This is a genomic window from Pseudomonas sp. LLC-1, from assembly GCF_002992185.1.
In the GTDB taxonomy this organism is placed as follows: domain Bacteria; phylum Pseudomonadota; class Gammaproteobacteria; order Pseudomonadales; family Pseudomonadaceae; genus Aquipseudomonas; species Aquipseudomonas monteilii.
The window spans coordinates 1-21,977 of the sequence record NZ_LUVY01000009.1; the positions used below are offsets into that span (position 1 = coordinate 1).

The following is a 21,977-nucleotide window of genomic DNA, read 5'->3' on the forward strand; positions in this document are numbered from 1 at the left end:
AGAACGGCCTGGGCCTGGTAATCGCCAAGAGTCTGGCGCAGCTATGGCAGGATTTCGACTTTGCCCTGATCGACAGCCCACCCTTGCTCGGCGTGCTGATGGTCAATGCCCTGGCCGCCAGCCAGCAGTTGGTCATCCCGGTGCAAACCGAGTTTCTCGCAGTCAAGGGCCTGGAGCGCATGGTCGGCACCCTGGCCATGGTCAATCGCTCGCGCAAGCAGGCGCTGCCATATCAGATCGTGCCAACCCTGTTCGACCGCCGTACCCAGGCCTCGCTGGGCACGCTCAAGCAGTTGCGTGACAGTTACGGCCAGCAGGTGTGGCAAGGCTACATCCCGGTGGACACGCGCCTGCGCGATGCCAGCCGCAAGGGTGTTACGCCCTCGCAGTTCGACAGCAAGAGCCGTGGGCTGATTGCCTACCGGGCGCTGCTCAAGCACCTGCTGACTTACAAGACTGCGGCGCAGGTGGCCTGATGACCCAGATACAGAAAACCGGCACCCGGCCGCAATTGGCCCTGCAGTCGTACCTCGATGGCCTGCTGCAGGAGGCTACCGAGGCCGAAGGCCTGTTCGAGCAGCCGGTTGTAGCGGACGATTTCGCCGAAGCGGTGCGTGAGGAACAGGCGCGTGATGCCCGGCAACCGGCCGTGCCGGTGCCGGCTGAAGCCGCCGCTAGCTTCCCGCCGCGACCTTTTGCCGAACCAAAGCTGGCGGTGCTGCCTGCCGTCATGCCGGTGGAAGCCCCTGTGGTGACGGTGGTCGAACAAGCGGTGGTAGCCGAGGCCAGTATTCCGGTACTGGTTGAGGAGCAGGCCGTGGAGCTGGCGGTTCCGCTGGTGGATGTGCATTTGCCGGCACCGGATCTGCCGGTGCCGCCAGCCAGCGTCGACGGCCGTCCGGTGTGGGCCGCCGAGCCGTTCGAATGCTTGCTGTTCGACGTGGCTGGCTTGACCCTGGCGGTGCCGTTGGTGTGCCTGGGGTCGATCTACAACCTGGCCGGCCAGGAGCTGACGCCGCTGTTCGGCCAGCCCGATTGGTTTCTCGGCATCCTGACCTGCCAGGCGGGTAACCTGAAGGTGCTGGACACTGCGCGTTGGGTGATGCCCGACCGTTACCGGGATGATTTTCGCCAAGGCCTGAATTACGTGATTTCCGTGCAGGGCTACGAATGGGGGTTGGCCGTGCACCAGGTCAGCCGCTCGCTGCGCCTGGACCCGTCAGAAATCAAATGGCGCAGCCAGCGTGGCCAGCGCCCGTGGCTGGCCGGCACCGTAATCGAACACATGTGTGCACTGCTCGACGTCGCCGCGTTGGCCGAGCTGATCGCCAGCGGCGCGGTCAAGCAGATGCACGCTAGACAAAAATGACACCGAACACACCGCCAATGGCGGATTTTGAGGGCTAGGGGAATGAAAAAGTCGTCTGCACAAGGTTCCGAAGATCCGATCCTGCAGTGGGTTACCTTCCGTCTGGACAACGAGTCCTACGGCATCAATGTGATGCAGGTACAGGAAGTGTTGCGCTACACCGAGATCGCCCCGGTGCCGGGTGCGCCAAGCTATGTGCTGGGCATCATCAACCTGCGCGGCAACGTGGTGACGGTGATCGACACCCGCCAGCGTTTCGGCCTGATGCCGACCGAAGTCACCGACAACACCCGTATCGTCATCATCGAGGCTGACAAGCAAGTGGTCGGCATTCTGGTCGACAGCGTGGCCGAGGTGGTGTACCTGCGCCAGTCCGAAATCGAGACCGCGCCAAACGTGGGTAACGAAGAGTCGGCCAAGTTCATCCAGGGCGTGTGCAACAAGAATGGCGAACTGCTGATTCTGGTTGAGCTGGACAAGATGATGACCGAGGAAGAGTGGTCCGAGCTGGAGAATATCTGAGTTGATCCTACAGGTTGCTGTCATCTTCCTGGCGCTGGTGTGGGCGCTGAGCCTGTGGTTTTTCCTCAACTACAGCAAGCGCCAGCGCGAGCTGGCCGCGCAGCAGGCCGAAGGCGATGCGCTGCGTGACCAGCGCATCAAGGACCTGGCCAAACGCCTGGACGACTACCAGAACGGTACCGTGCGCATGGGCGAGGCGCTGCACGAGCTGAGCGTGGCGGTGGCGCCACTGCCCGACAAGATTCAGCAGCTGGAACAGCGTGACCCCAACAACGTCACCTTCACCCAGGCCGCCAAACTGGTGGGCATGGGCGCCAGCGTGGCCGAACTGACCGAAAGCTGCGGCCTGACCCAGGCCGAGGCGGAGTTGATGAGCAAGCTGCACCGCAGCGGGTGAATGCACAAAGGCGACCATGATGTCGCCTTTCTTTCAGGTGCTTCAGGTTGTGGCCCAGGAATGCATGCCACCCACTCTGGCCACGCGGGACAGTGGCAGGCGCTGGAGCTGTAGCGCCTTGAAAAGGTCCAGGTCGACGTAGAGGAAGCTGTTGATGCGCGGCATCATGTACAGGTTGTGAAGCTGACGCAGGCAATAGAGATCTGGCAGCACCCGGTCTACCACGGCATTGAACATTCCCGGGCCGGTCAGTTCACTGAGCCGGTTGGCGTAGCGATAGAAGCCAGCGGGGTCATCTGCCAGCGTGGGACGTACCTGGTAGAAATCCGCATTGGCCAGATAGCGGGCATGCATTTCTTCGGAAATGGCCAGCAGCGTCGGGTTGCCGGCTTGGCTGCCGATCATGCTGGTGTTGAACTGCGTGTTCATTCCCAGCTTTTCGTTTTGCATGGGTGGGTGTAACAGCAGCCCGTCATCGGTGGCGAGCAATTCTACGGTATCGATAGCCGCAGTGTTATGAGCGGCACTCGCCGCCGCATCCAGCAGTTGGTCATCGACATCCATGTATATCCCGCCTTCAGCATGCAGCAACGGGTAGCGCAATACATCCGATGCTGAGGAGAAGTTGGTGGCTACACCGCCGTTGCCGTCGATTGCTGCTTGGTACTGGGCAAAGTACTGGCTTTGTTCGAAGGCGGTGAAGAAAGGCTGGTCTTCCAGTGTTAATACCTGCATATCGGGCACTCTTGCCTCTAGCATGCGCAGGTTTTCCGCAAAGGCCTCGGGGTTTGCTTTTGACAGGAATAGCCGATATCGATACGCACTGTCGCGTAGTTTTAGTGCGTTGGCAGCCAGTGTGCCAAGCAGCTCGTCGCTGAGCGTTTTATTGCCGACCCAAAGCGATGAAATCAGCTTGGGGATCGGGTGAGCACCTGGCGGGACGGGCGCTGGTAAATGTACGGGAAGCTGCACATCGATACCCAGCGCTCGCAGGGATGACATGCGCATCTGGTTTGTTACCTGGCGCCCTTCGGGGTTGACGATGCGCAAGTTACCGGTTTCGGGCTCGGCTTCATAGTAAACCGGTTCTACCTCATTGGTGCCTTCCTCGGTGATGAACAGATCGGCTTCCATGTCGTAGACCAGGTCGAGCACTTCTGCGTAGTCGGGCACTTCTTCGTAGTAGCCGATCAGTTGGTCCACATCGCCGTTGTACCGAGGAAAGCGCCTTACCGAGTTGGCAACGACGGCATCAGCGTCCGGCAGGGGCGCTATGCGCGCCGGGCGGTGAAAATAGGGGGCTACTTCCACCTCCGGCAAATGGGGCGGGCTTACGGGGCTCAGGGGGTATCCCCATTGATCATTGATTTTGCGCGGGAGAACGAAGCCGTCTTCCTGATAGCGAAACAGCGCAGTGCTTTTGATCACGGCCTCAGCGGCCAAGGGGGTTGAATTCAAAAGACCATAAGCGATATCGCCCAGCCCTTGCTGTTTTTCGCGCAGGGTTTTCCCGTTGATGGCCTGGTCAAGGCCAAGCGCAAGCTGCGCTATACCGCCTAGCGCAAGCAGCGGGGCCAGGCCCGGCACCACGAATGTCAGCGGTGCCACAAGCGTGAGGGTGCTGTTCAGGTAGCTGGCCCATCTGGATTTTGTTATTTGCGCATTGCTGGTAATGAGGAAATCGGCATCGTCGTAACAGCGTTGGCGCTGACGCTCGGCCATGGCCTGGAACAGATCGCCGGTAAGGCGTGGGTTGTACTTGCCGGGGCGGTAGTTGACGTACGTACGCGGTGGCCATGTACCGTCGTCGTTGAAAAAGCCATGCTCCGGTGGCAAGCGGTGGTTGTGCGGATAAACGCCCAGGCCTTCCAGGGCGGTGTCCAGGCCGCTGAAGTCGATGCCCTGTGGGCCGTCGGCCAGGCGGAAGTGTTGCTTGAGTGCCTGGCGCGTGTCGGCGCCTTTGCACTGTTGGCCAACCCAGTCTTTCAACAGGTCTTCGCTGGCGAACTCCAGTAGCGGTGAACTGTTGCCGGGGGCGTAGAGCAGGATCAGGTCGGTCTTGGTGTCGTTGATGTACAGCAGGTCGGTGGCGGCATAGCCGTAGATGCTCAGCGTGCTCAGGCGTAAACCTTCGCCGCGCGGGATCAGTTCGGCTGCCCGCCAGGCCAGCTTGCGTGCGGCGTCGCTCAGGCTGCCTTCTGCGACCTGTTTGTTGCAGGCAGCGATGAAGTTGAGTTTGCAGCACAGTCGGTAGTCTGAAAGGTGTTGATGCCAGAAAGCGTCGAGTGATGCCGTGTAACCTGTGTGAAAGTCCATTGCTTCTATATGGCTTTGCAAGGCTTCGGCGCGGATGTCGAGCAGTGTGGAATGATCGTAACGGGCGGGTGTGCTGCGCTTGAACAGGCCATTGAACACTTCGTACCAGGCGCCGTTATCGTAAATGGGCTGTGGGGGGAAGTGGTCGACCAGTGTGATCGGGCCATCGTCCGGCAACGTGCCGGCCCAGGGTTGCCTGAACAGCCCGCCGAAGAAGTCGTTGTTGGATTCGCCTTGCCAGTTCATCAGCACCGCTTGGGTGAGGCTGACGCGCTGTACGACTTTGGCCTGGTAACTGGCGATGCCATCAGGGTGAACATGCAGCGTGACGACATCAATCAGGTCTGGGTCCTGGTGTACCCCTTGGGTGGCAAGCCAGGCAGCAATTGCGCGCTTGGCTTCGCGGTCTGGGCGGGGAAGGGTGGCGAGGTGGTTGCGTACGAACTGCACGCCAGCCGCATTGATGTGCGTGGTGGCCATGTCGGTCTCCGTGGGTTGGGAAAACCACAGCATCGACCGGCTGATTGGCAGGGGAGTGGTAAATAGTGCTGGCCCTGAGGTTCAGCCTGGCGGGCCAGGCAGGCGCGCAAGCACCTCTGTCACGTCGCGTTCGTCTATCGGTGAATCATCGAAGCCGTACGGGACTTTACCGCGCAGTTGCCACGCAAACGCGATGATTTCGGCGATGGTCAGGTACAAAGCTTCCGGGATCTGCTCGCCCAGCTCCAGGCGCGCCAGCAGGCGCACCAGCTCGGCATTTTCGTAGATTGGCACCTCGTGTTCACGGGCCAGGGCCAGGATAGCTTCGGCCAAGGCATCGTCACCCTTGGCGCTGAGGGTGGGGGCCTGCTGGCCGTCGTAGCTCAGGGCAATGGCCTGGCGTGTGTGCTTCTGGCTCATGCGTTTTCATCCACCCAACGTTGTTCTACCCGCGTGCGCGGGCCTTGTGGCGGCGTGCCAGGGTGGCACTCCAGGTCACCGACGTCCAGGCCACGTGCCAGCAGGCGCTCGCGCAGGGCGCCGAGCTGGGTGTCGATCAGCCTGGCGGTTTGCTCACGCTCTGCCCACAGTTGCCCGCTCAGGCGGCCTTGGCTCAGTTGTGCCTGTACCTGCACGGGGCCGAGTGGCGACAGGTCGAAGGCCAGTTCGATGCGCCAAAGGGCCTGCAGCGGGTCTTGTGCTTCATGCTGGCGGTCGGCTTGCTGCTGCGGGGTTTCTTCGCGCTGCAGTTTGACCTGCAACGGGATGAATTCCTGGCCGTGGCGGATCGGCACTTCGGTTTGCCAGGTGGTCTGCAGGTTGCCGTTTTCCAGCGTTCCGGTCTGTTGCAGGCTGCTCATGGCATGGCTTTGCAGGCGCGAAATTGCCGCAGCGGCAAGGCGCAGCAGTTGTTGCAGGTCGCCTTCGTCTTCCAGGGCCTTGAGCAGGCGCGAGGGCAGCGGGAACGCGCCCGGCTGCGGCCTGGGGCTGACCCGTTCGAGCATGCCCAGCGCACTGCGGGCCAGTGCCGGCATGGTCACGGCCAGGCTGGCTGGTGCAAGGTTGGCCGTGCCGGGCGGCGTGGTCGAAGCCTGGGCGACCAGCCGCAACAAATGCGCCTTCAGATCGGTGGCGACGCTGGCAGGAAAGCCACCCAGCAGTTTCGCTTCAAGGAAAGCGCCACTGTTGTTCAAGGCCTGGGCAACCGCTTTCGCATCGCCCAGCTGGCGCGCATCTGGCAGGCTGACCAACAGGCGTTCGGCGCTGGCGCGCAGGTCGCCATCGATGCCAGGGTCTCGGGTCATCTGCTGCAGGGCGTTGAGCAGGCAGGGCAACGAGGCTTGGCGGTTTTGCTGGGTTAGCAGCTGCTGGGCGATGTTGAGCTGGTCCTGCCTGCCGCTGAGTGGCACGAAACGCAGTGACTGGTCACCCTGCACCAGCGCGCTGAGCAGGCTGCCGATAGCCAGAGGGCGTGGGCTGTCCACCGTCAGGGTGGCGCCGGCTTGGGCGCTGTTGAGCAGGCTGATCAGGGCCCGGTAGGCCGCAGGCTGGCCAGCGGCCTGGGGCAGTAGCTGGTTGGTCATGACCTTGCCTTGCAGCAGGGTGCCGACGGGCACCTTGCTGGTGTCCAGGCGGGTGAGGGTGGCGACCTGGCTGGCGCTGGCCTGCTGCAGCATGATCGCCAGATGATTGCTTTCGGTCTGGCTGACGGTGACCTGGCTGCCTTGAGGCAGGGGCTGGCTGGCACTGGCTTGCAGTTGGGTCTGAAGGCCGTTGGCCTGCATCAGCCGTAGCACCAGCTGAAAGTCGCTGCCCACCTGCCGCATCGCAACCACTTCGGCCTGTGCGGTCTCGCCAGGGGCCATCAAGCCAGGCTGCGGTTGCGTCAGGCGCAGCAGTTCGCCGGTCATACCGGCCTTCATGGCTTGGGTATTGACTGCGGTTTGTGCAGCGAGACTATTGATTTCAGTCATGATTGTATACAACCTGTCGAACCCGGCCTCTTGGCAGCGCGGCGGCGCATGTAATAATGCCGAGCGCCCGTGGTTGCCAGTATAACGGCAGCGCTGGGGGCGACTTGAGACACAGGGCTTCAGGCGACGCCGCACTGAAGCCCTACAAAGATAAGGCGAAACCGTGACCCTTCACCTCCAAGCCGCAGGCCTGGCCTGCGAGCGCGACTGGCGCCTGTTGTTCGAGCAGCTCGATTTCGAGTTGGGTGCCGGCGACATGCTGCAGATCAGCGGCCCCAACGGCAGCGGCAAGACCAGCCTGCTGCGTCTGCTGGCCGGGCTGATGCAGCCGACTGCCGGGCAGATCCTGCTGGGCGGTAAGCCACTGGCCGAGCAGCGCCATGCCCTGGCCAGCATCCTGTTGTGGATCGGCCACGCCGCTGGCATCAAGGACCTGCTCACCGCTGAAGAAAACCTCACCTGGCTGTGCGCCTTGCACCAGCCGGCCAGCCGCGAGGCGATCTGGGCCGCGCTGGAGGCCGTCGGCCTGCGGGGTTTCGAAGACGTACCCTGCCATACCCTGTCAGCCGGCCAGCAGCGGCGCGTGGCCTTGGCCCGGTTGCACCTGGCCTGCCCGCCGCTGTGGATTCTTGACGAGCCGTTCACGGCCCTGGACAAGCAGGGCGTGGCACAGCTGGAAGCACACCTGGCGGCCCATTGCGAACAGGGTGGCACGGTGGTGCTGACCACCCACCACATGCTGGAACGCAAGCCCTCCGGTTACCGTGAACTGAACCTGGGGCAATGGGCGGCATGAGCGTATTCGTCTTGTTGTTGCGCCGCGAAGCGCGCCTGCTGTTCCGCCGTCCGGCCGAGCTGGCCAACCCGCTGGTGTTCTTCGCCATCGTCGTGGCGTTGTTCCCTTTGGCGGTCGGCCCGGAAAGCCAATTGTTGCAAACCTTGTCGCCTGGGCTTGTCTGGGTGGCGGCATTGCTGGCGGTGCTGTTGTCGCTGGACGGCCTGTTCCGCAGCGATTTCGAGGACGGCTCGCTGGAACAGTGGGTGCTGTCGCCGCACCCGCTGGCGCTGCTGGTGCTGGCCAAGGTGCTGGCGCACTGGATCTTTTCCGGGCTGGCGCTGGTATTGTTGGCGCCGCTGCTGGCGCTGATGCTGGGGCTGCCGAGCCATTGCCTGCCGGTGCTGCTTGGCTCGTTGCTGCTGGGTACGCCGGTACTGAGCCTGCTGGGTGCGGTGGGTGCGGCGCTGACGGTTGGCCTCAAGCGCGGTGGTTTGTTACTGGCGTTGCTGATTCTGCCGTTGTATATCCCTGTATTGATCCTGGGCAGTGGTGCGTTGCAAGCGGCGTTGCAAAATATGCCGGCAACCGGCCACCTGCTCTGGCTTGCCAGCCTCACGGCCCTGGCCGTGACCCTGGCACCCTTTGCGATAGCGGCCGGCCTGAAAATCAGCGTTGGCGAATAACGAGTCCCGGGCTTTCAAGCCCGGCCAATACCCTGGATGTACCCTGATGAAAATAAGCTGGACGTGGTTCCACAAGCTGGGCTCCCCCAAATGGTTCTATGCCATCAGCGGCCGCATGCTGCCATGGCTGGCCGGTGCTGCCGTGCTCCTGCTGCTGGTCGGCATCACCTGGGGCCTGGCCTTCGCCCCACAGGACTACCAGCAGGGCAACAGCTTCCGCATCATCTACATTCATGTGCCGGCGGCAATGCTGGCGCAGTCCTGCTACGTGCTGCTGGCGGTGGCCGGGGTGGTGGGGCTGGTGTGGAAAATGAAAATCGCCGATGTCGCCTTGCAATGCGCCGCGCCGATCGGCGCCTGGATGACCGCCGTGGCGCTGGTCACTGGCGCCATCTGGGGCAAGCCGACCTGGGGCAGCTGGTGGGTGTGGGATGCCCGCCTTACGTCCATGCTTATCCTGCTGTTCCTGTACTTCGGCATTATTGCGTTGGGCCAGGCGATCAGTAATCGTGACAGTGCGGCCAAGGCCTGCGCGGTGCTGGCGATTGTCGGCGTGGTGAACATCCCGATCATCAAGTACTCGGTGGAGTGGTGGAACACCCTGCACCAGGGCGCCACCTTCACCCTTACCGAAAAACCGGCGATGCCCGCAGAAATGTGGCTGCCATTGCTGTGCACGGCGCTGGGTTTCTACTGCTTCTTCGGTGCCGTGCTGCTGTTGCGCATGCGCCTTGAAGTGCTCAAGCGCGAGGCGCGCGCCAGTTGGGTCAAGGACGAAGTGTTGAACAGCCTGGGGCGGAGGGCCGCACAATGAGCTTTGCCACCTTTGGCGACTTTCTCGCCATGGGCCACCATGGCCTGTACGTGTGGTCGGCCTATGGCATCTGCCTGGCCGTGCTGGCGCTGAACGTTGCTGCGCCGCTGCTGGCCCGCCGTCGCTACCTGCAAGAAGAGGCGCGCCGTTTGCGCCGGGAGAACAACCAGTGAATCCGCAGCGCAAGAAACGCCTGTTGCTCATCGTCGGCCTGCTGGTCGGCGTCGGGGTTGCCGTCGGCTTTGCCTTGAGCGCACTGCAGCAGAACATCAACCTGTTCTATACCCCCACCCAGATCGCCAATGGCGAAGCACCGCTGGACACCCGCATCCGCGCAGGCGGCATGGTCGAGAAAGGCTCGGTGCAGCGTTCGTCCGACTCGCTGGATGTGCGCTTCGTGGTCACCGACTTCAACAAGTCGGTACCGATCACCTACCGTGGCATCCTGCCTGACCTGTTCCGCGAAGGGCAGGGCATTGTCGCCCTGGGCAAGGTCAACGCCGACGGTGTGGTGGTGGCCGACGAAGTGCTGGCCAAGCACGATGAGAAGTACATGCCGCCCGAGGTCACCAAGGCCCTGAAGGAAAGCGGCCAGGCCGCCACGGGCGGGGAGGCCAAGCCATGAACGCGGCGCTGGTAATCCCCGAACTGGGCCAGCTGGCGATGATCCTGGCCATCTGCTTCGCCGCTGTACAGGCCAGTGTGCCGCTGCTCGGCGCCTGGCGGGGCGACAGCCTGTGGATGAGCCTGGCACGGCCGGCGGCGTGGGGGCAGTTCGCCTTCCTGGCCTTCGCCTTCGCGTGTTTGACCCATGCCTTCATGACCGACAATTTCTCGGTTGCCTACGTAGCCAGCAACTCCAACAGCGCCTTGCCCTGGTACTACAAGTTCAGCGCTGTATGGGGCGCCCACGAAGGTTCGTTGCTGCTCTGGGCGCTGATCCTGGGCGGCTGGACCTTTGCCGTGTCGGTGTTCTCGCGCCAGTTGCCGCAGGTGATGCTGGCCCGTGTGCTGGCGGTGATGGGCATGATCAGCGTGGGCTTCCTGAGCTTCCTGATCATTACCTCCAACCCGTTCCAGCGCTTGCTGCCGCAGGTGCCGACCGATGGTCGCGACCTCAACCCGCTGCTGCAGGACTTTGGCCTGATCGTTCACCCGCCGATGTTGTATATGGGTTACGTGGGCTTCTCGGTGGCCTTCGCCTTCGCCATCGCTGCCTTGCTCGGCGGCCGCCTGGACGCTGCCTGGGCGCGCTGGTCGCGGCCGTGGACCATCGTTGCCTGGGCCTTCCTTGGCGTGGGCATCACCCTGGGCTCGTGGTGGGCCTACTATGAGCTGGGCTGGGGTGGCTGGTGGTTCTGGGACCCGGTGGAAAACGCCTCGTTCATGCCCTGGCTGGTAGGCACGGCGCTGATTCACTCGCTGGCAGTGACCGAAAAACGCGGGGTGTTCAAGAGCTGGACCGTGCTGCTGGCCATTGCCGCGTTCTCGCTGAGCCTGCTGGGGACTTTCCTGGTGCGTTCCGGTGTGCTGACTTCGGTGCATGCCTTTGCCGCCGACCCGTCGCGGGGCATTTTCATCCTGATCTTCCTCCTGTTCGTGGTCGGTGGTTCGCTCACCCTGTTCGCCCTGCGGGCCCCGGTGGTCAAGAGCCAGGTCGGCTTCGCCCTGTGGTCGCGCGAGACGCTGCTGCTGGCCAACAACCTGGTGCTGGTGGTGGCCGCGTCGATGATTCTGCTCGGTACCTTGTACCCGCTGGTGCTCGATGCCCTCACCGGGGCCAAGCTGTCGGTCGGCCCGCCGTACTTCGATGCCTTGTTCCTGCCGCTGATGGCGCTGTTGATGGTGGTGCTGAGCGTGGGGGTGGTGGTGCGCTGGAAGGACACCCCGGGCAAATGGCTGGCCAGCATGATGACCCCGGTGCTGATCGGCAGCGCCATCCTGGCCCCGGTGGCCGGCTTTGTCGTCGATGACTTCGACTGGCCGACCCTGACCGCCTTCGCTCTGGCCGCCTGGGTGGTGCTCGGCGGGCTGCGCGACATCCTCGACAAGACCCGCCACAAAGGCCTGCTCAAGGGCCTGCCCTGCCTGGGCCGCAGCTACTGGGGCATGCAGCTGGCCCACCTGGGCCTGGCGGTGTGTGCGCTGGGCGTGGTGCTGTCGAGCAACAACAGCGCCGAACGCGACCTGCGCATGGCCCCGGGCGAAAGCGTGGAACTGGGTGGTTACCACTTCCTGTTCCAGGGCGCCAAGCACTTCGAAGGGCCGAACTTCATCTCCGACAAGGGCACCGTGGTGGTCAGCCGTGATGGCCGTGAAATCACCACCCTGCACCCGGAAAAGCGCCTGTACACCGTGCAGCAGTCGATGATGACCGAAGCCGGCATCGATGCAGGCTTTACCCGCGACCTGTACGTCGCCCTGGGCGAGCCGCTGGAGAACGGCGCGTGGGCCGTGCGCGTACATATCAAGCCTTACGTCCGCTGGATCTGGCTGGGCGGTCTGCTGACTGGCCTGGGTGGGTTGCTGGCGGCCCTCGACCGGCGTTACCGCGTCAAGGTCAAGACCCGGGTGCGTGATGCCCTGGGCGTGTCTGGAGCAGCTGCATGAAGCGTTGGATCATGGTAGTCCCCCTGGCAGTGTTCCTGCTGGTGACGGTGTTCCTCTACAAAGGGCTGTTCCTCAAGCCCGACGAGCTGCCTTCGGCAATGATCGGCAAACCGTTCCCGGCGTTTTCGCTGGCCTCGACCCAGGGCGACCGCACCCTGACCCAGGCCGACTTGCAGGGCCGCCCGGCGCTGGTCAACGTGTGGGCCACCTGGTGCCCGTCCTGCAAGGTCGAGCACCCGTACCTTAACCAGCTGGCCCAGCAGGGCGTGGTGATTCACGGGGTCAACTACAAGGACGACAATGCCGCCGCGCAAAAATGGCTGGCCGAGTTCCACAACCCTTATCAGCTGGATATCCGCGACGAGCAGGGCAGCCTGGGCCTGGACCTGGGCGTGTACGGTGCGCCGGAAACCTTCCTGATCGACGCCAAGGGCATCATTCGCTACAAACACGTGGGCATTGTCGATGCCACGGTGTGGCGCGAACAGCTGGCCCCGCTTTACCAGGGCCTGGTCGATGAGGCCAAACCATGAGGCGTTGGCTGGCGGCTGCCGTGCTGGGCATGAGCCTGGCCGGCGTGGCCAAGGCGGCCATCGACACCTACCAGTTCCGCGAGGAGGCCGAGCGCGAGCGCTATCAGCAACTGACCAAGGAACTGCGCTGCCCCAAGTGCCAGAACCAGGACATTGCCGATTCCAACGCACCGATTGCCGCCGACCTGCGCCGGGAAATCTTCCGCATGCTGGGCGAGGGCAAGAGCAACCAGCAGATCGTCGACTTCATGGTCGACCGCTATGGTGACTTCGTGCGCTACAAGCCGGCGCTCAGCGGGCGCACCTGGCTGTTGTGGTTCGGCCCGGGGATTCTGCTGGCCGGCGGTTTCGTGGTGTTGGCGGTGATCGTGCGCCGGCGCCGCGGTACGGCTGTGCAGGGCGGCAATGAATTGTCTGCCGAAGAACGCGAGCGTCTCGCCAAACTGCTGGAAAAAGAACAGACCCATGATTGAATTCTGGCTTAGCGCGGGCCTGCTGCTGCTCGCTGCCCTCAGCTTTTTGCTGATCCCTATCCTGCGTGGCCGTCGTCGTCAGCAGGAAGAAGACCGCACCGCCCTGAACGTGGCCCTGTACCAGGAGCGTGTTGCCGAACTGGCCGCCCAGCAGGCTGCTGGCGTGCTTGACGAGGCGCAGATGACCAAGGGCCGTGACGAGGCTGCCCGCGAATTGCTGGCCGATACCGAAGGCGCCGAGGCACCGCGCCAGGGCCACTTGGGCAAGGTTTTGCCGCTGCTGGCGGCTGTGCTGGTACCGCTGATGGCGCTTGGGCTGTACCTGCATTTTGGTGCGGCCGACAAGGTGGCCCTGACCCAGGAGTTCGCCGAGGCGCCCAAGTCGATGGAAGAAATGACCACGCGTCTGGAGCGCGTGGTGGAGGCCCAGCCGGATTCGGCCGAGGCCATGTACTTCCTGGGGCGCGCCTACATGGCCGAGCAACGCCCGGCTGATGCGGCGCGCACCTTCGAGCGGGCCGTGGCCCTGGCAGGCCGCCAGCCCGAGCTGCTGGGGCAATGGGCTCAGGCCCTGTATTTTGCTGCTGACAAACAGTGGAGCCCGCAGTTGCAGGCGCTGACTGACGAAGCTTTGAAGGCCGACCCCAACGAAGTGACCAGCCTGGGCCTGCGCGGCATCGCGGCCTTCGAAGGTGAGCGTTACCAGGAAGCCATCGACTACTGGAAGCGCCTGCTGGCGCAGCTGCCGGAAGGTGACGCATCGCGTGACGCCCTGCAGGGCGGTATCGACCGCGCCGTCGAGCGCCTGGGTGGGGCTGTGGCGGAAGCTCCACCCGCACCTGCGGCGGCCCGCCTGAAAGTGCGGGTGGAGCTGGCAGCGGCGCTGAAAGACAAGGTCAAGCCGGACGACACCGTGTTCATCTTTGCCCGCGCCAGCAATGGCCCGCCCATGCCGCTGGCGGCCAAGCGGGTGACGGTGGCGCAGTTGCCGATCGAGGTGGAGTTGTCGGATGCTGACGCGATGATGCCGCAGATGAAACTGTCGCAATTTGCCGAAGTCCAACTGGTTGCACGTGTATCGCGCGCTGGCCAGCCTACCCACGGCGAATGGATTGGCCAGGGTGCGCCACTGCCCAGCGCCACCCAGGCTACCCAGCGCCTGACCATCGACAGCCCCGACCAGTAAGAGAGCAATGCCATGCACAGCACCGTCCGCCTGACCCTGATTACCCTGGCCCTGGGTTTGTCTGCGTGTACGGTGCATCAGCCGTATGAGCAGCCTGAACCCCCGATTGAACGCGTGCCGCCACAGGGGCCGGTGGTCAAGCCGTTGCCGGGCGGGCAGCCATCGACCCAACCGAGCAAGCCGGCGGCGATTCCCAAACCGATGCCGCGTACCTCGGCCAGCTTTGCGCCACCACCGGGCGGGGCCAGCCATTGGGATCCGAAGCTGGGTGTGTATGTGTTGGAGAAACAGCCCAATACCTTCTACCGGCAGCGTACTTATTACCGGTTCGACAACGGCTGGAGCTGGTCGCTGAGCCCGAATGGGCCGTGGCAGGAAACTGACAGTAGCGGCGTACCAGGCGGTTTAGGTCGCGCGTTCGCCCAGTAATAGTGTTGTTTATGCCCGCGCCTGAAAGCGAACAGCGAAACAGTGCCGGTTTTTAAATCGCGCATAGTCCGTATGCGATGGCGACGCTGACTCACCTATTCGCCCTTACTGCGAGTCACTTTTTGTCAAACGCGACAAAAAGTAACCAAAAAACGCTGCGCTCCCATCATCCGGCCCCTACGCTGCGCTCCGGGGTTCCCTCACTCCGGCCTTGCTCCCGGGAGGACCGCGCTGCAGGCCCCATCCTGGGGCCCAGCGCTTGACGGGCATCCATGCCCGTCACCTCCCTCCGCAAGGCCTGCGTTCGGCCTCCTGAAGTCGCGAAGATCAAGATCAAGAGCGGGGCTTTGTGTGGCGGTACAGTACAGTTTTACCTTGATATTTCGGTTGACTGTACTGGTCGATCACTCCGCATAATGACACCTCGAATTGACCCGCAGGTGGCTTGCGCAAAATTGCGCCTTCGCCGAGGGCTATCTGGTGAAGATCGGCCATGCCAGCGCGGTCGACACTGATGCGTGCGTCACTGTACTGCCGCAAGGTACCTAAGTAACCCTTTCAGCCATCTGCCTGGCAACACCCGGGCAACAAGGAGTGTGTGCATGCAACTCGAAATCTTCCAGGTCGATGCCTTTTCCGCCGAACCGTTCGGTGGCAACCCGGCCGCCGTGATTCCGCTGCAAAGCTGGCTGCCGGACGATGTGCTGCAGCGCATCGCCGAAGAGAACAACCTGTCGGAAACCGCCTATTTCGTGCGCAATGGTGAAACCTACGACCTGCGCTGGTTCACCCCGACCGTGGAAGTTGACCTGTGCGGCCACGCCACCCTGGCGTCCGCCTATGTGCTGTTCGAGCAACTGGGCGAGCAGGCAAAGGTGCTGCGCTTCAACACCCGCAGTGGCGAACTGCGCGTCAGCCGTGGCGCTGACGGGTTGCTGGCGATGGATTTCCCGGCCAAGCAGCCGGTTGCAGTGGATATCCCGGCAGGGTTGCTGCAAGCGCTGGGTTTGAACCAGGCACAGGCGTTGTACCAAAGCGACGACTATGTGGTGGTGATCGACGATGCGTTGATCCTCGACACCCTGAAGCCGGACTTCGTTGCGTTGAACACGTTCGACGTGCGTGGTATTGCCGTGACGGCAGCAGGGCGTGGTTTTGATTTCGTCACCCGCTGGTTCGGCCCGCGGGTAGGCGTGAATGAAGACCCGGTAACCGGTTCGGCCCACACCTCGCTGGCACCGGTGTGGGCGGAGCGCCTGGGCAAGCGGGTACTGAGCTGTGAGCAGGGCGGGGCGCGCAAAGGGCAGCTGCAGTGCGAAGTGCCGGGCAATGGCCGGGTAATCATCAGCGGGCGGGCGGCGTTGTACCTGCGCGGTACCGTCTACTTCTGAGGCCCGTTCAGGCATCTATACTGGCTGGCTCTTTCCCTGTTCAAGGAGCCAGCCATGGCCCTGGAAAAACAAGGCACTTGCCTGTGTCGCGCCACCACGCTCAAGGTCACTGTAGACAACACCCATGTCAGTGCCTGCCATTGCAGCATGTGCCGCAAATGGACTGGCGGCCCGCTGCTGGTTGTGGAGTGCAGCCGGCCCCCGGTGATCGAAGGGCGTGTGCCCTCGGTGTATGAGTCGTCTGACTGGGCTCAGCGCGCGTTTTGCGGCCAGTGCGGCACGCACCTGTATTACCGGCTCAAGGCCAACGACTTCCATGCCGTGCCGGTCGGCCTGCTCGACGGTGACCAGGCGTGGGATTTCAACCTGCAGATTTTCGTGGAAGAAAAACCCGCCTGGTACTGCTTCGCCAACCAGACCAAGGAACTGACTGGCCAAGAGGTGTTCGAGCAGAACAGCTGATTGCTCAGCGCGGCCCGGTTTGAAGCGGCGGCATGAAACACCGCGCAAACTTGCAAAACCGGTGCATTCCTGAGAAAAGGGCAGCTTTGTTTTCCCGCGTTGGAGCGTGCCCATGAGCCAAGAACTGCAGATCATCGACCTGGTGGAGGGTGATGGCAAAGCCGCCGTCAAAGGCGCCCTGATCACCACCCAGTACACCGGCTGGCTGGCCGACGGCAGCGAGTTCGATTCGTCCTGGTCACGCGGCAAGCCGTTCCAGTGCGTGATCGGCACCGGCCGGGTGATCAAAGGCTGGGATCAAGGCCTGATGGGCATGCGTGTGGGTGGCAAGCGCAAGCTGCAGGTTCCAGCACACCTGGGCTATGGCGAGCGCAGCGTGGGGGCGATCCCGCCGAATTCGGACCTGACCTTCGAGATCGAATTGCTGGAAGTGCTGACGCGGGATGATTGAGGAAAAGGACTACACGCTCTGTCGATCGATGCCTGATTGAGGTGCTATTTAGGGTCGGCTAACCTTGCAGGCTTAGTGAGCGTACAGGGTAGTCCTCTATGAAATCGCATTTTTCATCTCGAGTGGTTCGCGAAGCCAATGCGTTGCTGGTGGCATCAGGCGCGCGAATGGAAATCTCGTTGCCGCGTGAACTGGCGAGTGTGGTTACAAACACCCGAAAAACACGCTCTGAATTGAAGGCAGCCTTCGCAGCTGCGTACTGCCGATTACGCAAGGGGTAATAGCCTGATGGCTGACGGCTGTTACAACCACATCTACTCGGTGCTTGTGGAGAATGAGCAAGATACGCTCGGTATCATTGCCTATTCGCTTTACAAGAGGCAAAAAATCGAGTTTATCCAGGCTTTCAAGGAAAAGCATGACCGGGAACCGCGGGATGAAGACCTGGCGCCTTTCCACGATGTCAGTAACAGCCCCTCGCAGATAGAGGGTTACCGTAATCAGGCCAGCCAGCTTGCTCAGGGATTTCTTGATGCCTCGATCGCGGCGCAGGCTGTGGAGCTTGAGCAGTACTATTCCGACAAGGCAAGCAGCGAGATCAGGGAGGCCAAGCCCGGATTCTGGTTGGGCGTGGCGCAGAGTCTCGTGGGCTCAATCCTCTTCGTATTCTTGCTGGGCTTTCTGGTGTTCTTCACGTGGAGTTTGAATCAAGGCCCGAAGCAGGTCATTGAACAGGTGTTCGATGTAATCATTATCGATTCAGACTCTCGGGGTGAAACGGCTGGAGTGCCGTAGCGGTCAGCGGTGGAAGTGACAAGGTACGAACGGACACAATTCAGAAACACCCATCCCCTAACCTAGGCCTTGCCTAGGGAACGGCATCTACCTCCAGGGAGGAACCAAACGGGTTCAGGGCACTCTGACCCTCACTCGTTGCCAAGGATGGCATTCACTACAAGGGCGCCCTGCAGCTGATGGGGCGATGTGGCGGGTTAATCCGATTTTCTTTGCCACACGAGCCTGCCTTGATGAAGTTGCCAACATTCTTCCGCCGTCGCCGTCACTTGCTGCTGAGCCTGGTGCTTACAGCTGTCGCCGTACCGCTGGCGCTGGAGGCTGTCGAAAGCCGTGCGCAACCGGTGGATGGCACCCAGACCCTGGTGTTCCTGCGCCATGCCGAGAAGCCGGGCGAGGGGCTGGGCCAGTTGAACTGCCAAGGCTTGAACCGTGCGCTGGACCTGGCCACTGTGCTGCCCGAGCGCTTTGGCAAGGCCGATTACGTGTTTGCTGCCAATCCTTCGCGGCATGTCGAGGAAGGCAGCAAGGACGAAAGCTACAGCTACATCCGCCCGTTGATGACCATTACCCCCAGCGCCATCCGTCTGGGCCTGCCGGTGAACATCGACTATGGCGCCAACGACACCGACGAACTGGCTGACGAGCTGCTGAGCGACAAGTACCGCAATGCAACCATCTACACCGCCTGGTCGCATGGTTACCTCCCGGAGTTGATCAATACCGTGGCCGGCAAGGCGCTGGGTGAAGAGCGGGTGATTACCGATGACTGGAACGGCGATGACTTCGATACCCTCTATGTACTGACCCTGACCTGGCACGACGGCAAGGCCAGCCTGCTCAGCCGCAATGTGCGCCAGGGTTTGAATGACGGTGCGCATAGCTGCCCGACATGAGGTTTTAGCGTGACGGGTAATTTACCTTGGCCCGTGGCAGTGCAGAGTGCTTGACCCGGTTGATGGTTTGACCTGTACCGGCCCTATCGCCGGCAAGCCAGCTCCCACAGGGACCGCACACATGTTGAAGCCTGTGCAACACCTGTGGGAGCTGGCTTGCCGGCGATAGGGCCGGAGCAGGTTAAATACCTTTAACGGCCAAACCGCATAGGCCAACCCACCACTTTCTTCGCCCGTGGCGTGGCATAGGTGCGCACCTTGGAGGTACTCAACCCCATGCGCACCAGCGATTCGGCAATGGTCACCGCCGCGCTCACACCATCCACCACCGGCACGCCGGTGCGTTGGCGGATCTGCTCATCCAGCCCGGCCATGCCGCCGCAGCCCAGGCAGATCACCTCGGCCTTGTCATCACGCACGGCTCGCTCGGCCTGCTCCACGATGGCTTCCACCGCACGCTGCGGGTCTTCTTCCAGTTCCAGCACGGCCAGCCCGCTGGCCCTTACCGAGGCGCAGCGGTCGTACAGCCCGGAGAGCTTCAAACGGTCCTCGATCAGCGGCACGGTGCGGTCCAGGGTGGTCACCACCGAGTAAGCATGGCCCAGGTACATCGCCGTGCTGGCGGCTGCATCGGTAATGTCCACTACCGGTACGTTCAACAGCTCCTGCAAGCCTTCACGGCCGTGTTCGCCGTAGCCGGCCTGGATCACGGCGTCGTAGGGGCCTTCATAGGCCAGCACCCGGTCCATCACGGCGATGGCAGCCAGGTAACTCTCGAAATTGCCTTCCACCGACTCGGCGCCAAACCAGGGGGTGAGGCCAATGATCTCGGTGCCGGGGGTGGCGACACTGCGCGCTTGTTCGGCAATGGCCTCGGTGATGGCTTCGGTGGTGTTGACGTTGGCAATCAGAATACGCATGGGCAGGCTTCCTTGATCAATGGCTGCTGTGGTCGACAGCGATGCACTCGCCGCTGACGTCGTGGTAGTGGCGGTTGCGAGGCGCGATCAGCAGGTACAGGGCGGCGGCGATGCCAGCACCGATCAGCCAGGAGAACGGCGCCACATGCTGGAAGTGGGGGACCAGCGCCAGGACAATGGCCAGCAGTGCGGCCGGCACGAAGGCTGCCACGGCGCGCAGGTTGATGCCCTTGGTGTAGTGGTAGGCACCGGCCGGGTCTTCGCTGTAGAGCTGCGGCACGTTGATGCAGCCTTTGCGCAGCAACCAGTAGTCGGACATGATCACCCCGTACAGCGGGCCGAGCAGGGCGCCCAGGCCCGACAGGAAGTACACGATCACCAATGGGCTGTTGTACAGGTTCCACGGCAGGATCAGCACCGCCACGGTGGCACTGATCAACCCGGCGCGGCGGAAGTTGAGGTGACGCGGCGCCAGGTTGCTGAGCACGAAGGCCGGGGCGACGAAGTTGGCCATGATGTTCACTGCCACGGTGACGATCAGGAAGGCCAGGCAGCCAAGTACCAGGAAGGGTGTGCTCGGGATGGCCGCGACGATCTGCGTCGGGCTGTCGATAATCTGGCCGTTGATCTGGAACTGCGCGCCGCTCAGCACCACGGTGATGATGGCGAATACCAGGATATTTACCGGCAGGCCCCAGAAGTTGCCCACGCGAATGGTCTTGCGGCACGGCGAGGAGCGGGCAAAGTCACAGAAGTTCAGCACCAGGGTGCCGTAAATCGCCAACCACAGCGCACCGCCGGCAAAGATGTTGCGCCACATCTCGTAACCGGTCAGCGGCTCGGCCACCGACCAGGCGATGCGCGTGTCGGCCTGGAAGTACATGAACACCGCCAGGGCCGAGACGGTCAGCAGGATCACCGGGCCGGCGAAACCCTCGTAGCGGCGCACCATCTCCATGCCGTACGCCAGGATCACCAGCTGCACCAGCCAGATCGACACGAAGCACACCCAGCCCAGGCTTGAAAGGCCGAGGATGCTGTCATGGTCGTAGGCTGCCATGTGCGGCCACACGGCGGTCAGTAGCACGCGCAGCACCACGGAGGCGAGGTAGGTCTGGATGCCGAACCAGGCAATGGCGATGACGGCGCGGATCAGCGCCGGAATCTGCGCGCCGTGGATGCCGAAGGCGATGCGGCTGATGACCGGGAAGGGAACGCCGGTTTTCTGCCCCATGTAGCCGGACAGGTTCATGAAGAAGTACACCAGCGCCGCGCCAATCGCCAGCGACAGCAGGATTTGCCAGCCACCCAGGCCAAGGGCGAACAAGCCCATGGCGAACGAATAGTTGGCGATATTGTGCACATCGTTTGTCCACAACGCGAAGATGCTGTAGCCACCCCAGCGGCGGCCTTCGATACGGGTAGGTGCAAGGTCGCGGTTATGCAGGCGCGGGCTCAGGGCCAGCGCTGGCTGGCTGCCGTCAAGTGTGGAAGCAGGGTGGGTGCTGGCGACGGATAGTTCAGGGGCAAGGTCGAGGCTGCTACTCATTCCGGCGGGCTCCTGATGCACATGGACTGCGATGAGCGGGCATGCGCACGGGCTCGCCATCTCGTCGGTGCAGCTTGGCATCACAGGGTTCTGGGCGCGGCGGCCGGGATTGGACCGGCGTCGCGGGTTCTTGTGTATTTATGTTTTGTTTGGTTTGTATACAAAACACGAGGACACAAAAGCGAGTTCCATGCCAAGGAAAGAGCAAGCGTTAAAGGGCTGTCATTTCGAATCTAGGGCTTCGAAAGATAAGTTCATGAAATTCAGGAACTATAAGTTGACCAAATAAACAGGTTTAAATTTTTAGGCAGATAATTAGTTGATCGAATGGTCAAAATTAGTTGCAGGGTAGTGTGTAACGTATTGGGGCGTTACCGGAGAAAGTGCACACAAAAATGGCACTTAAGGTGACATTTTTGTGCACAAAAAATAGTCAGGTTTTGCTGTGCCGCCTCTCAATCCATCGGCGGCAACCGCCGCTTCACCGGGCTCTTCTTGATGATTGCGGTGTTGGTCTCGGCCAGCACATTGATGCGGTCGAGCAGGGTGTCCAGTTGCTCCATCGAGCGCACATGCAGCCGGGCAATGAAGCAGTCTTCGCCAGTAACCTTGTCGCACTCGGTGAACTCAGGTATTGCAATGATCTGCCGCTCCACCTCCTGCAACTGCCCCGGCAGCGGGCGGATACGCACGATGGCCTGCAACTGGTAGCCAAACGCGCGCGGGTCGACCTCCACGGTGTAGCCGCGCAGCACGCCACGCTCCTCCAGCCGGCGCAGGCGCTCGCTGACGCTGGGTGCGGACAGCCCGCTCACCTGCGCCAGGGCCTTCAGCGAGCGGCGCGAGTCCTCCATCAGTGCATTGATCAGGAGTTGGTCGATGGCGTCAGTCACGGTCACCTCAATAGGTCATTCGCGTTATTTACCTTGATAGTAAAGGCAGGTATGCCA

25 protein-coding genes are annotated in these 21,977 nt (G+C 62.3%); 19 read left to right on the forward strand and 6 right to left on the reverse strand.

The window, feature by feature from the left end:
• The 4 genes from A0O30_RS08000 to A0O30_RS08015 form a co-directional block, all read left to right on the forward strand.
• Nucleotides 1-476: ParA family protein (locus A0O30_RS08000; protein ID WP_146256307.1), on the forward strand; the 476-nt coding region annotated here is incomplete at its 5' end.
• On the forward strand, nucleotides 476-1,369 hold the full coding sequence (locus A0O30_RS08005) for a CheW domain-containing protein (protein ID WP_105946117.1): 894 nt from the start codon (nucleotides 476-478) through the stop codon (nucleotides 1,367-1,369). The genes A0O30_RS08000 and A0O30_RS08005, both read left to right, overlap by 1 nt.
• A gap of 42 nt (nucleotides 1,370-1,411) precedes the next feature.
• Complete coding sequence (locus A0O30_RS08010) at nucleotides 1,412-1,891, forward strand: chemotaxis protein CheW (protein WP_003254393.1); 480 nt, start codon at nucleotides 1,412-1,414, stop codon at nucleotides 1,889-1,891.
• A 1-nt stretch (nucleotide 1,892) separates the two neighbouring features.
• Nucleotides 1,893-2,288, forward strand: a complete 396-nt coding sequence (locus A0O30_RS08015; protein WP_060499607.1) for a DUF2802 domain-containing protein — start codon at nucleotides 1,893-1,895, stop codon at nucleotides 2,286-2,288.
• A 42-nt stretch (nucleotides 2,289-2,330) separates the two neighbouring features.
• Here the strand turns inward: A0O30_RS08015 and A0O30_RS08020 are convergent, their stop codons facing one another.
• The 3 genes from A0O30_RS08020 to A0O30_RS08030 all read right to left on the reverse strand — a co-directional run bounded on the left by A0O30_RS08020 (nucleotide 2,331) and on the right by A0O30_RS08030 (nucleotide 7,057).
• Complete coding sequence (locus A0O30_RS08020; RefSeq protein ID WP_105946118.1) at nucleotides 2,331-5,084, reverse strand: dermonecrotic toxin domain-containing protein; 2,754 nt, start codon at nucleotides 5,082-5,084, stop codon at nucleotides 2,331-2,333.
• Between the two features lie 81 nt (nucleotides 5,085-5,165).
• A complete protein-coding gene (locus tag A0O30_RS08025) occupies nucleotides 5,166-5,504 on the reverse strand; it encodes an EscU/YscU/HrcU family type III secretion system export apparatus switch protein (RefSeq protein ID WP_105946119.1) in 339 nt (112 codons plus the stop codon).
• Nucleotides 5,501-7,057, reverse strand: coding sequence for a flagellar hook-length control protein FliK (locus tag A0O30_RS08030; RefSeq protein WP_105946120.1), 1,557 nt, complete (start codon nucleotides 7,055-7,057; stop codon nucleotides 5,501-5,503). The genes A0O30_RS08025 and A0O30_RS08030 overlap by 4 nt, the downstream gene beginning before the upstream one ends.
• A 163-nt stretch (nucleotides 7,058-7,220) precedes the next feature.
• Between A0O30_RS08030 and ccmA the strand changes: the two genes are divergently transcribed.
• From ccmA to A0O30_RS08110, 15 genes are all read left to right on the forward strand, one after another.
• Complete coding sequence (ccmA, locus tag A0O30_RS08035) at nucleotides 7,221-7,853, forward strand: cytochrome c biogenesis heme-transporting ATPase CcmA (protein ID WP_105946121.1); 633 nt, start codon at nucleotides 7,221-7,223, stop codon at nucleotides 7,851-7,853.
• A complete protein-coding gene (gene ccmB / locus A0O30_RS08040) occupies nucleotides 7,841-8,518 on the forward strand; it encodes a heme exporter protein CcmB (RefSeq protein WP_016711760.1) in 678 nt (225 codons plus the stop codon). The genes ccmA and ccmB overlap by 13 nt, the downstream gene beginning before the upstream one ends.
• Before the next feature lie 46 nt (nucleotides 8,519-8,564).
• On the forward strand, nucleotides 8,565-9,332 hold the full coding sequence (locus A0O30_RS08045; protein WP_016711759.1) for a heme ABC transporter permease: 768 nt from the start codon (nucleotides 8,565-8,567) through the stop codon (nucleotides 9,330-9,332).
• A complete protein-coding gene (gene ccmD / locus A0O30_RS08050; protein WP_012273475.1) occupies nucleotides 9,329-9,505 on the forward strand; it encodes a heme exporter protein CcmD in 177 nt (58 codons plus the stop codon). Before A0O30_RS08045 ends, ccmD begins: the two co-directional genes overlap by 4 nt.
• A complete protein-coding gene (gene ccmE / locus A0O30_RS08055) occupies nucleotides 9,502-9,957 on the forward strand; it encodes a cytochrome c maturation protein CcmE (protein WP_016711758.1) in 456 nt (151 codons plus the stop codon). Before ccmD ends, ccmE begins: the two co-directional genes overlap by 4 nt.
• Nucleotides 9,954-11,942, forward strand: coding sequence for a heme lyase CcmF/NrfE family subunit (locus A0O30_RS08060; protein ID WP_105946122.1), 1,989 nt, complete (start codon nucleotides 9,954-9,956; stop codon nucleotides 11,940-11,942). Before ccmE ends, A0O30_RS08060 begins: the two co-directional genes overlap by 4 nt.
• The gene (locus tag A0O30_RS08065; RefSeq protein ID WP_105946123.1) at nucleotides 11,939-12,475 is read left to right on the forward strand and encodes a DsbE family thiol:disulfide interchange protein; all 537 of its coding nucleotides are present in this window, start codon (nucleotides 11,939-11,941) and stop codon (nucleotides 12,473-12,475) included. The genes A0O30_RS08060 and A0O30_RS08065 overlap by 4 nt, the downstream gene beginning before the upstream one ends.
• A complete protein-coding gene (locus A0O30_RS08070; protein WP_105946124.1) occupies nucleotides 12,472-12,948 on the forward strand; it encodes a cytochrome c-type biogenesis protein in 477 nt (158 codons plus the stop codon). The genes A0O30_RS08065 and A0O30_RS08070 overlap by 4 nt, the downstream gene beginning before the upstream one ends.
• The gene (gene ccmI / locus A0O30_RS08075; protein WP_105946125.1) at nucleotides 12,941-14,134 is read left to right on the forward strand and encodes a c-type cytochrome biogenesis protein CcmI; all 1,194 of its coding nucleotides are present in this window, start codon (nucleotides 12,941-12,943) and stop codon (nucleotides 14,132-14,134) included. Before A0O30_RS08070 ends, ccmI begins: the two co-directional genes overlap by 8 nt.
• A 12-nt stretch (nucleotides 14,135-14,146) precedes the next feature.
• Entirely contained in the window at nucleotides 14,147-14,563 is a 417-nt protein-coding gene (locus A0O30_RS08080) for a hypothetical protein (RefSeq protein ID WP_016711753.1), read from the forward strand.
• Between the two features lie 602 nt (nucleotides 14,564-15,165).
• The gene (locus A0O30_RS08090) at nucleotides 15,166-15,954 is read left to right on the forward strand and encodes a PhzF family phenazine biosynthesis protein (RefSeq protein WP_105946127.1); all 789 of its coding nucleotides are present in this window, start codon (nucleotides 15,166-15,168) and stop codon (nucleotides 15,952-15,954) included.
• Nucleotides 15,955-16,008: 54 nt separating this feature from the next.
• Complete coding sequence (locus tag A0O30_RS08095; protein ID WP_105946128.1) at nucleotides 16,009-16,416, forward strand: GFA family protein; 408 nt, start codon at nucleotides 16,009-16,011, stop codon at nucleotides 16,414-16,416.
• A gap of 112 nt (nucleotides 16,417-16,528) precedes the next feature.
• The gene (locus A0O30_RS08100) at nucleotides 16,529-16,867 is read left to right on the forward strand and encodes an FKBP-type peptidyl-prolyl cis-trans isomerase (protein ID WP_019099528.1); all 339 of its coding nucleotides are present in this window, start codon (nucleotides 16,529-16,531) and stop codon (nucleotides 16,865-16,867) included.
• Between the two features lie 288 nt (nucleotides 16,868-17,155).
• Nucleotides 17,156-17,662 carry a hypothetical protein gene (locus A0O30_RS08105; RefSeq protein WP_105946129.1) on the forward strand — a complete coding sequence of 169 codons (507 nt, stop codon included), beginning with the start codon at nucleotides 17,156-17,158 and terminating at the stop codon, nucleotides 17,660-17,662.
• Nucleotides 17,663-17,895: 233 nt separating this feature from the next.
• A complete protein-coding gene (locus tag A0O30_RS08110) occupies nucleotides 17,896-18,558 on the forward strand; it encodes a histidine phosphatase family protein (protein ID WP_105946130.1) in 663 nt (220 codons plus the stop codon).
• A 191-nt stretch (nucleotides 18,559-18,749) separates the two neighbouring features.
• Here the strand turns inward: A0O30_RS08110 and A0O30_RS08120 are convergent, their stop codons facing one another.
• The 3 genes from A0O30_RS08120 to A0O30_RS08135 all read right to left on the reverse strand — a co-directional run bounded on the left by A0O30_RS08120 (nucleotide 18,750) and on the right by A0O30_RS08135 (nucleotide 21,920).
• Entirely contained in the window at nucleotides 18,750-19,478 is a 729-nt protein-coding gene (locus A0O30_RS08120; protein ID WP_060499621.1) for an aspartate/glutamate racemase family protein, read from the reverse strand.
• Nucleotides 19,479-19,494: 16 nt separating this feature from the next.
• On the reverse strand, nucleotides 19,495-21,027 hold the full coding sequence (locus A0O30_RS08125; protein WP_105946132.1) for an NCS1 family nucleobase:cation symporter-1: 1,533 nt from the start codon (nucleotides 21,025-21,027) through the stop codon (nucleotides 19,495-19,497).
• A 455-nt stretch (nucleotides 21,028-21,482) separates the two neighbouring features.
• Nucleotides 21,483-21,920: an Lrp/AsnC family transcriptional regulator gene (locus A0O30_RS08135; protein ID WP_043197208.1), complete on the reverse strand. Its 438-nt coding sequence runs from the start codon at nucleotides 21,918-21,920 to the stop codon at nucleotides 21,483-21,485.
• Nucleotides 21,921-21,977 lie beyond the last annotated feature (57 nt).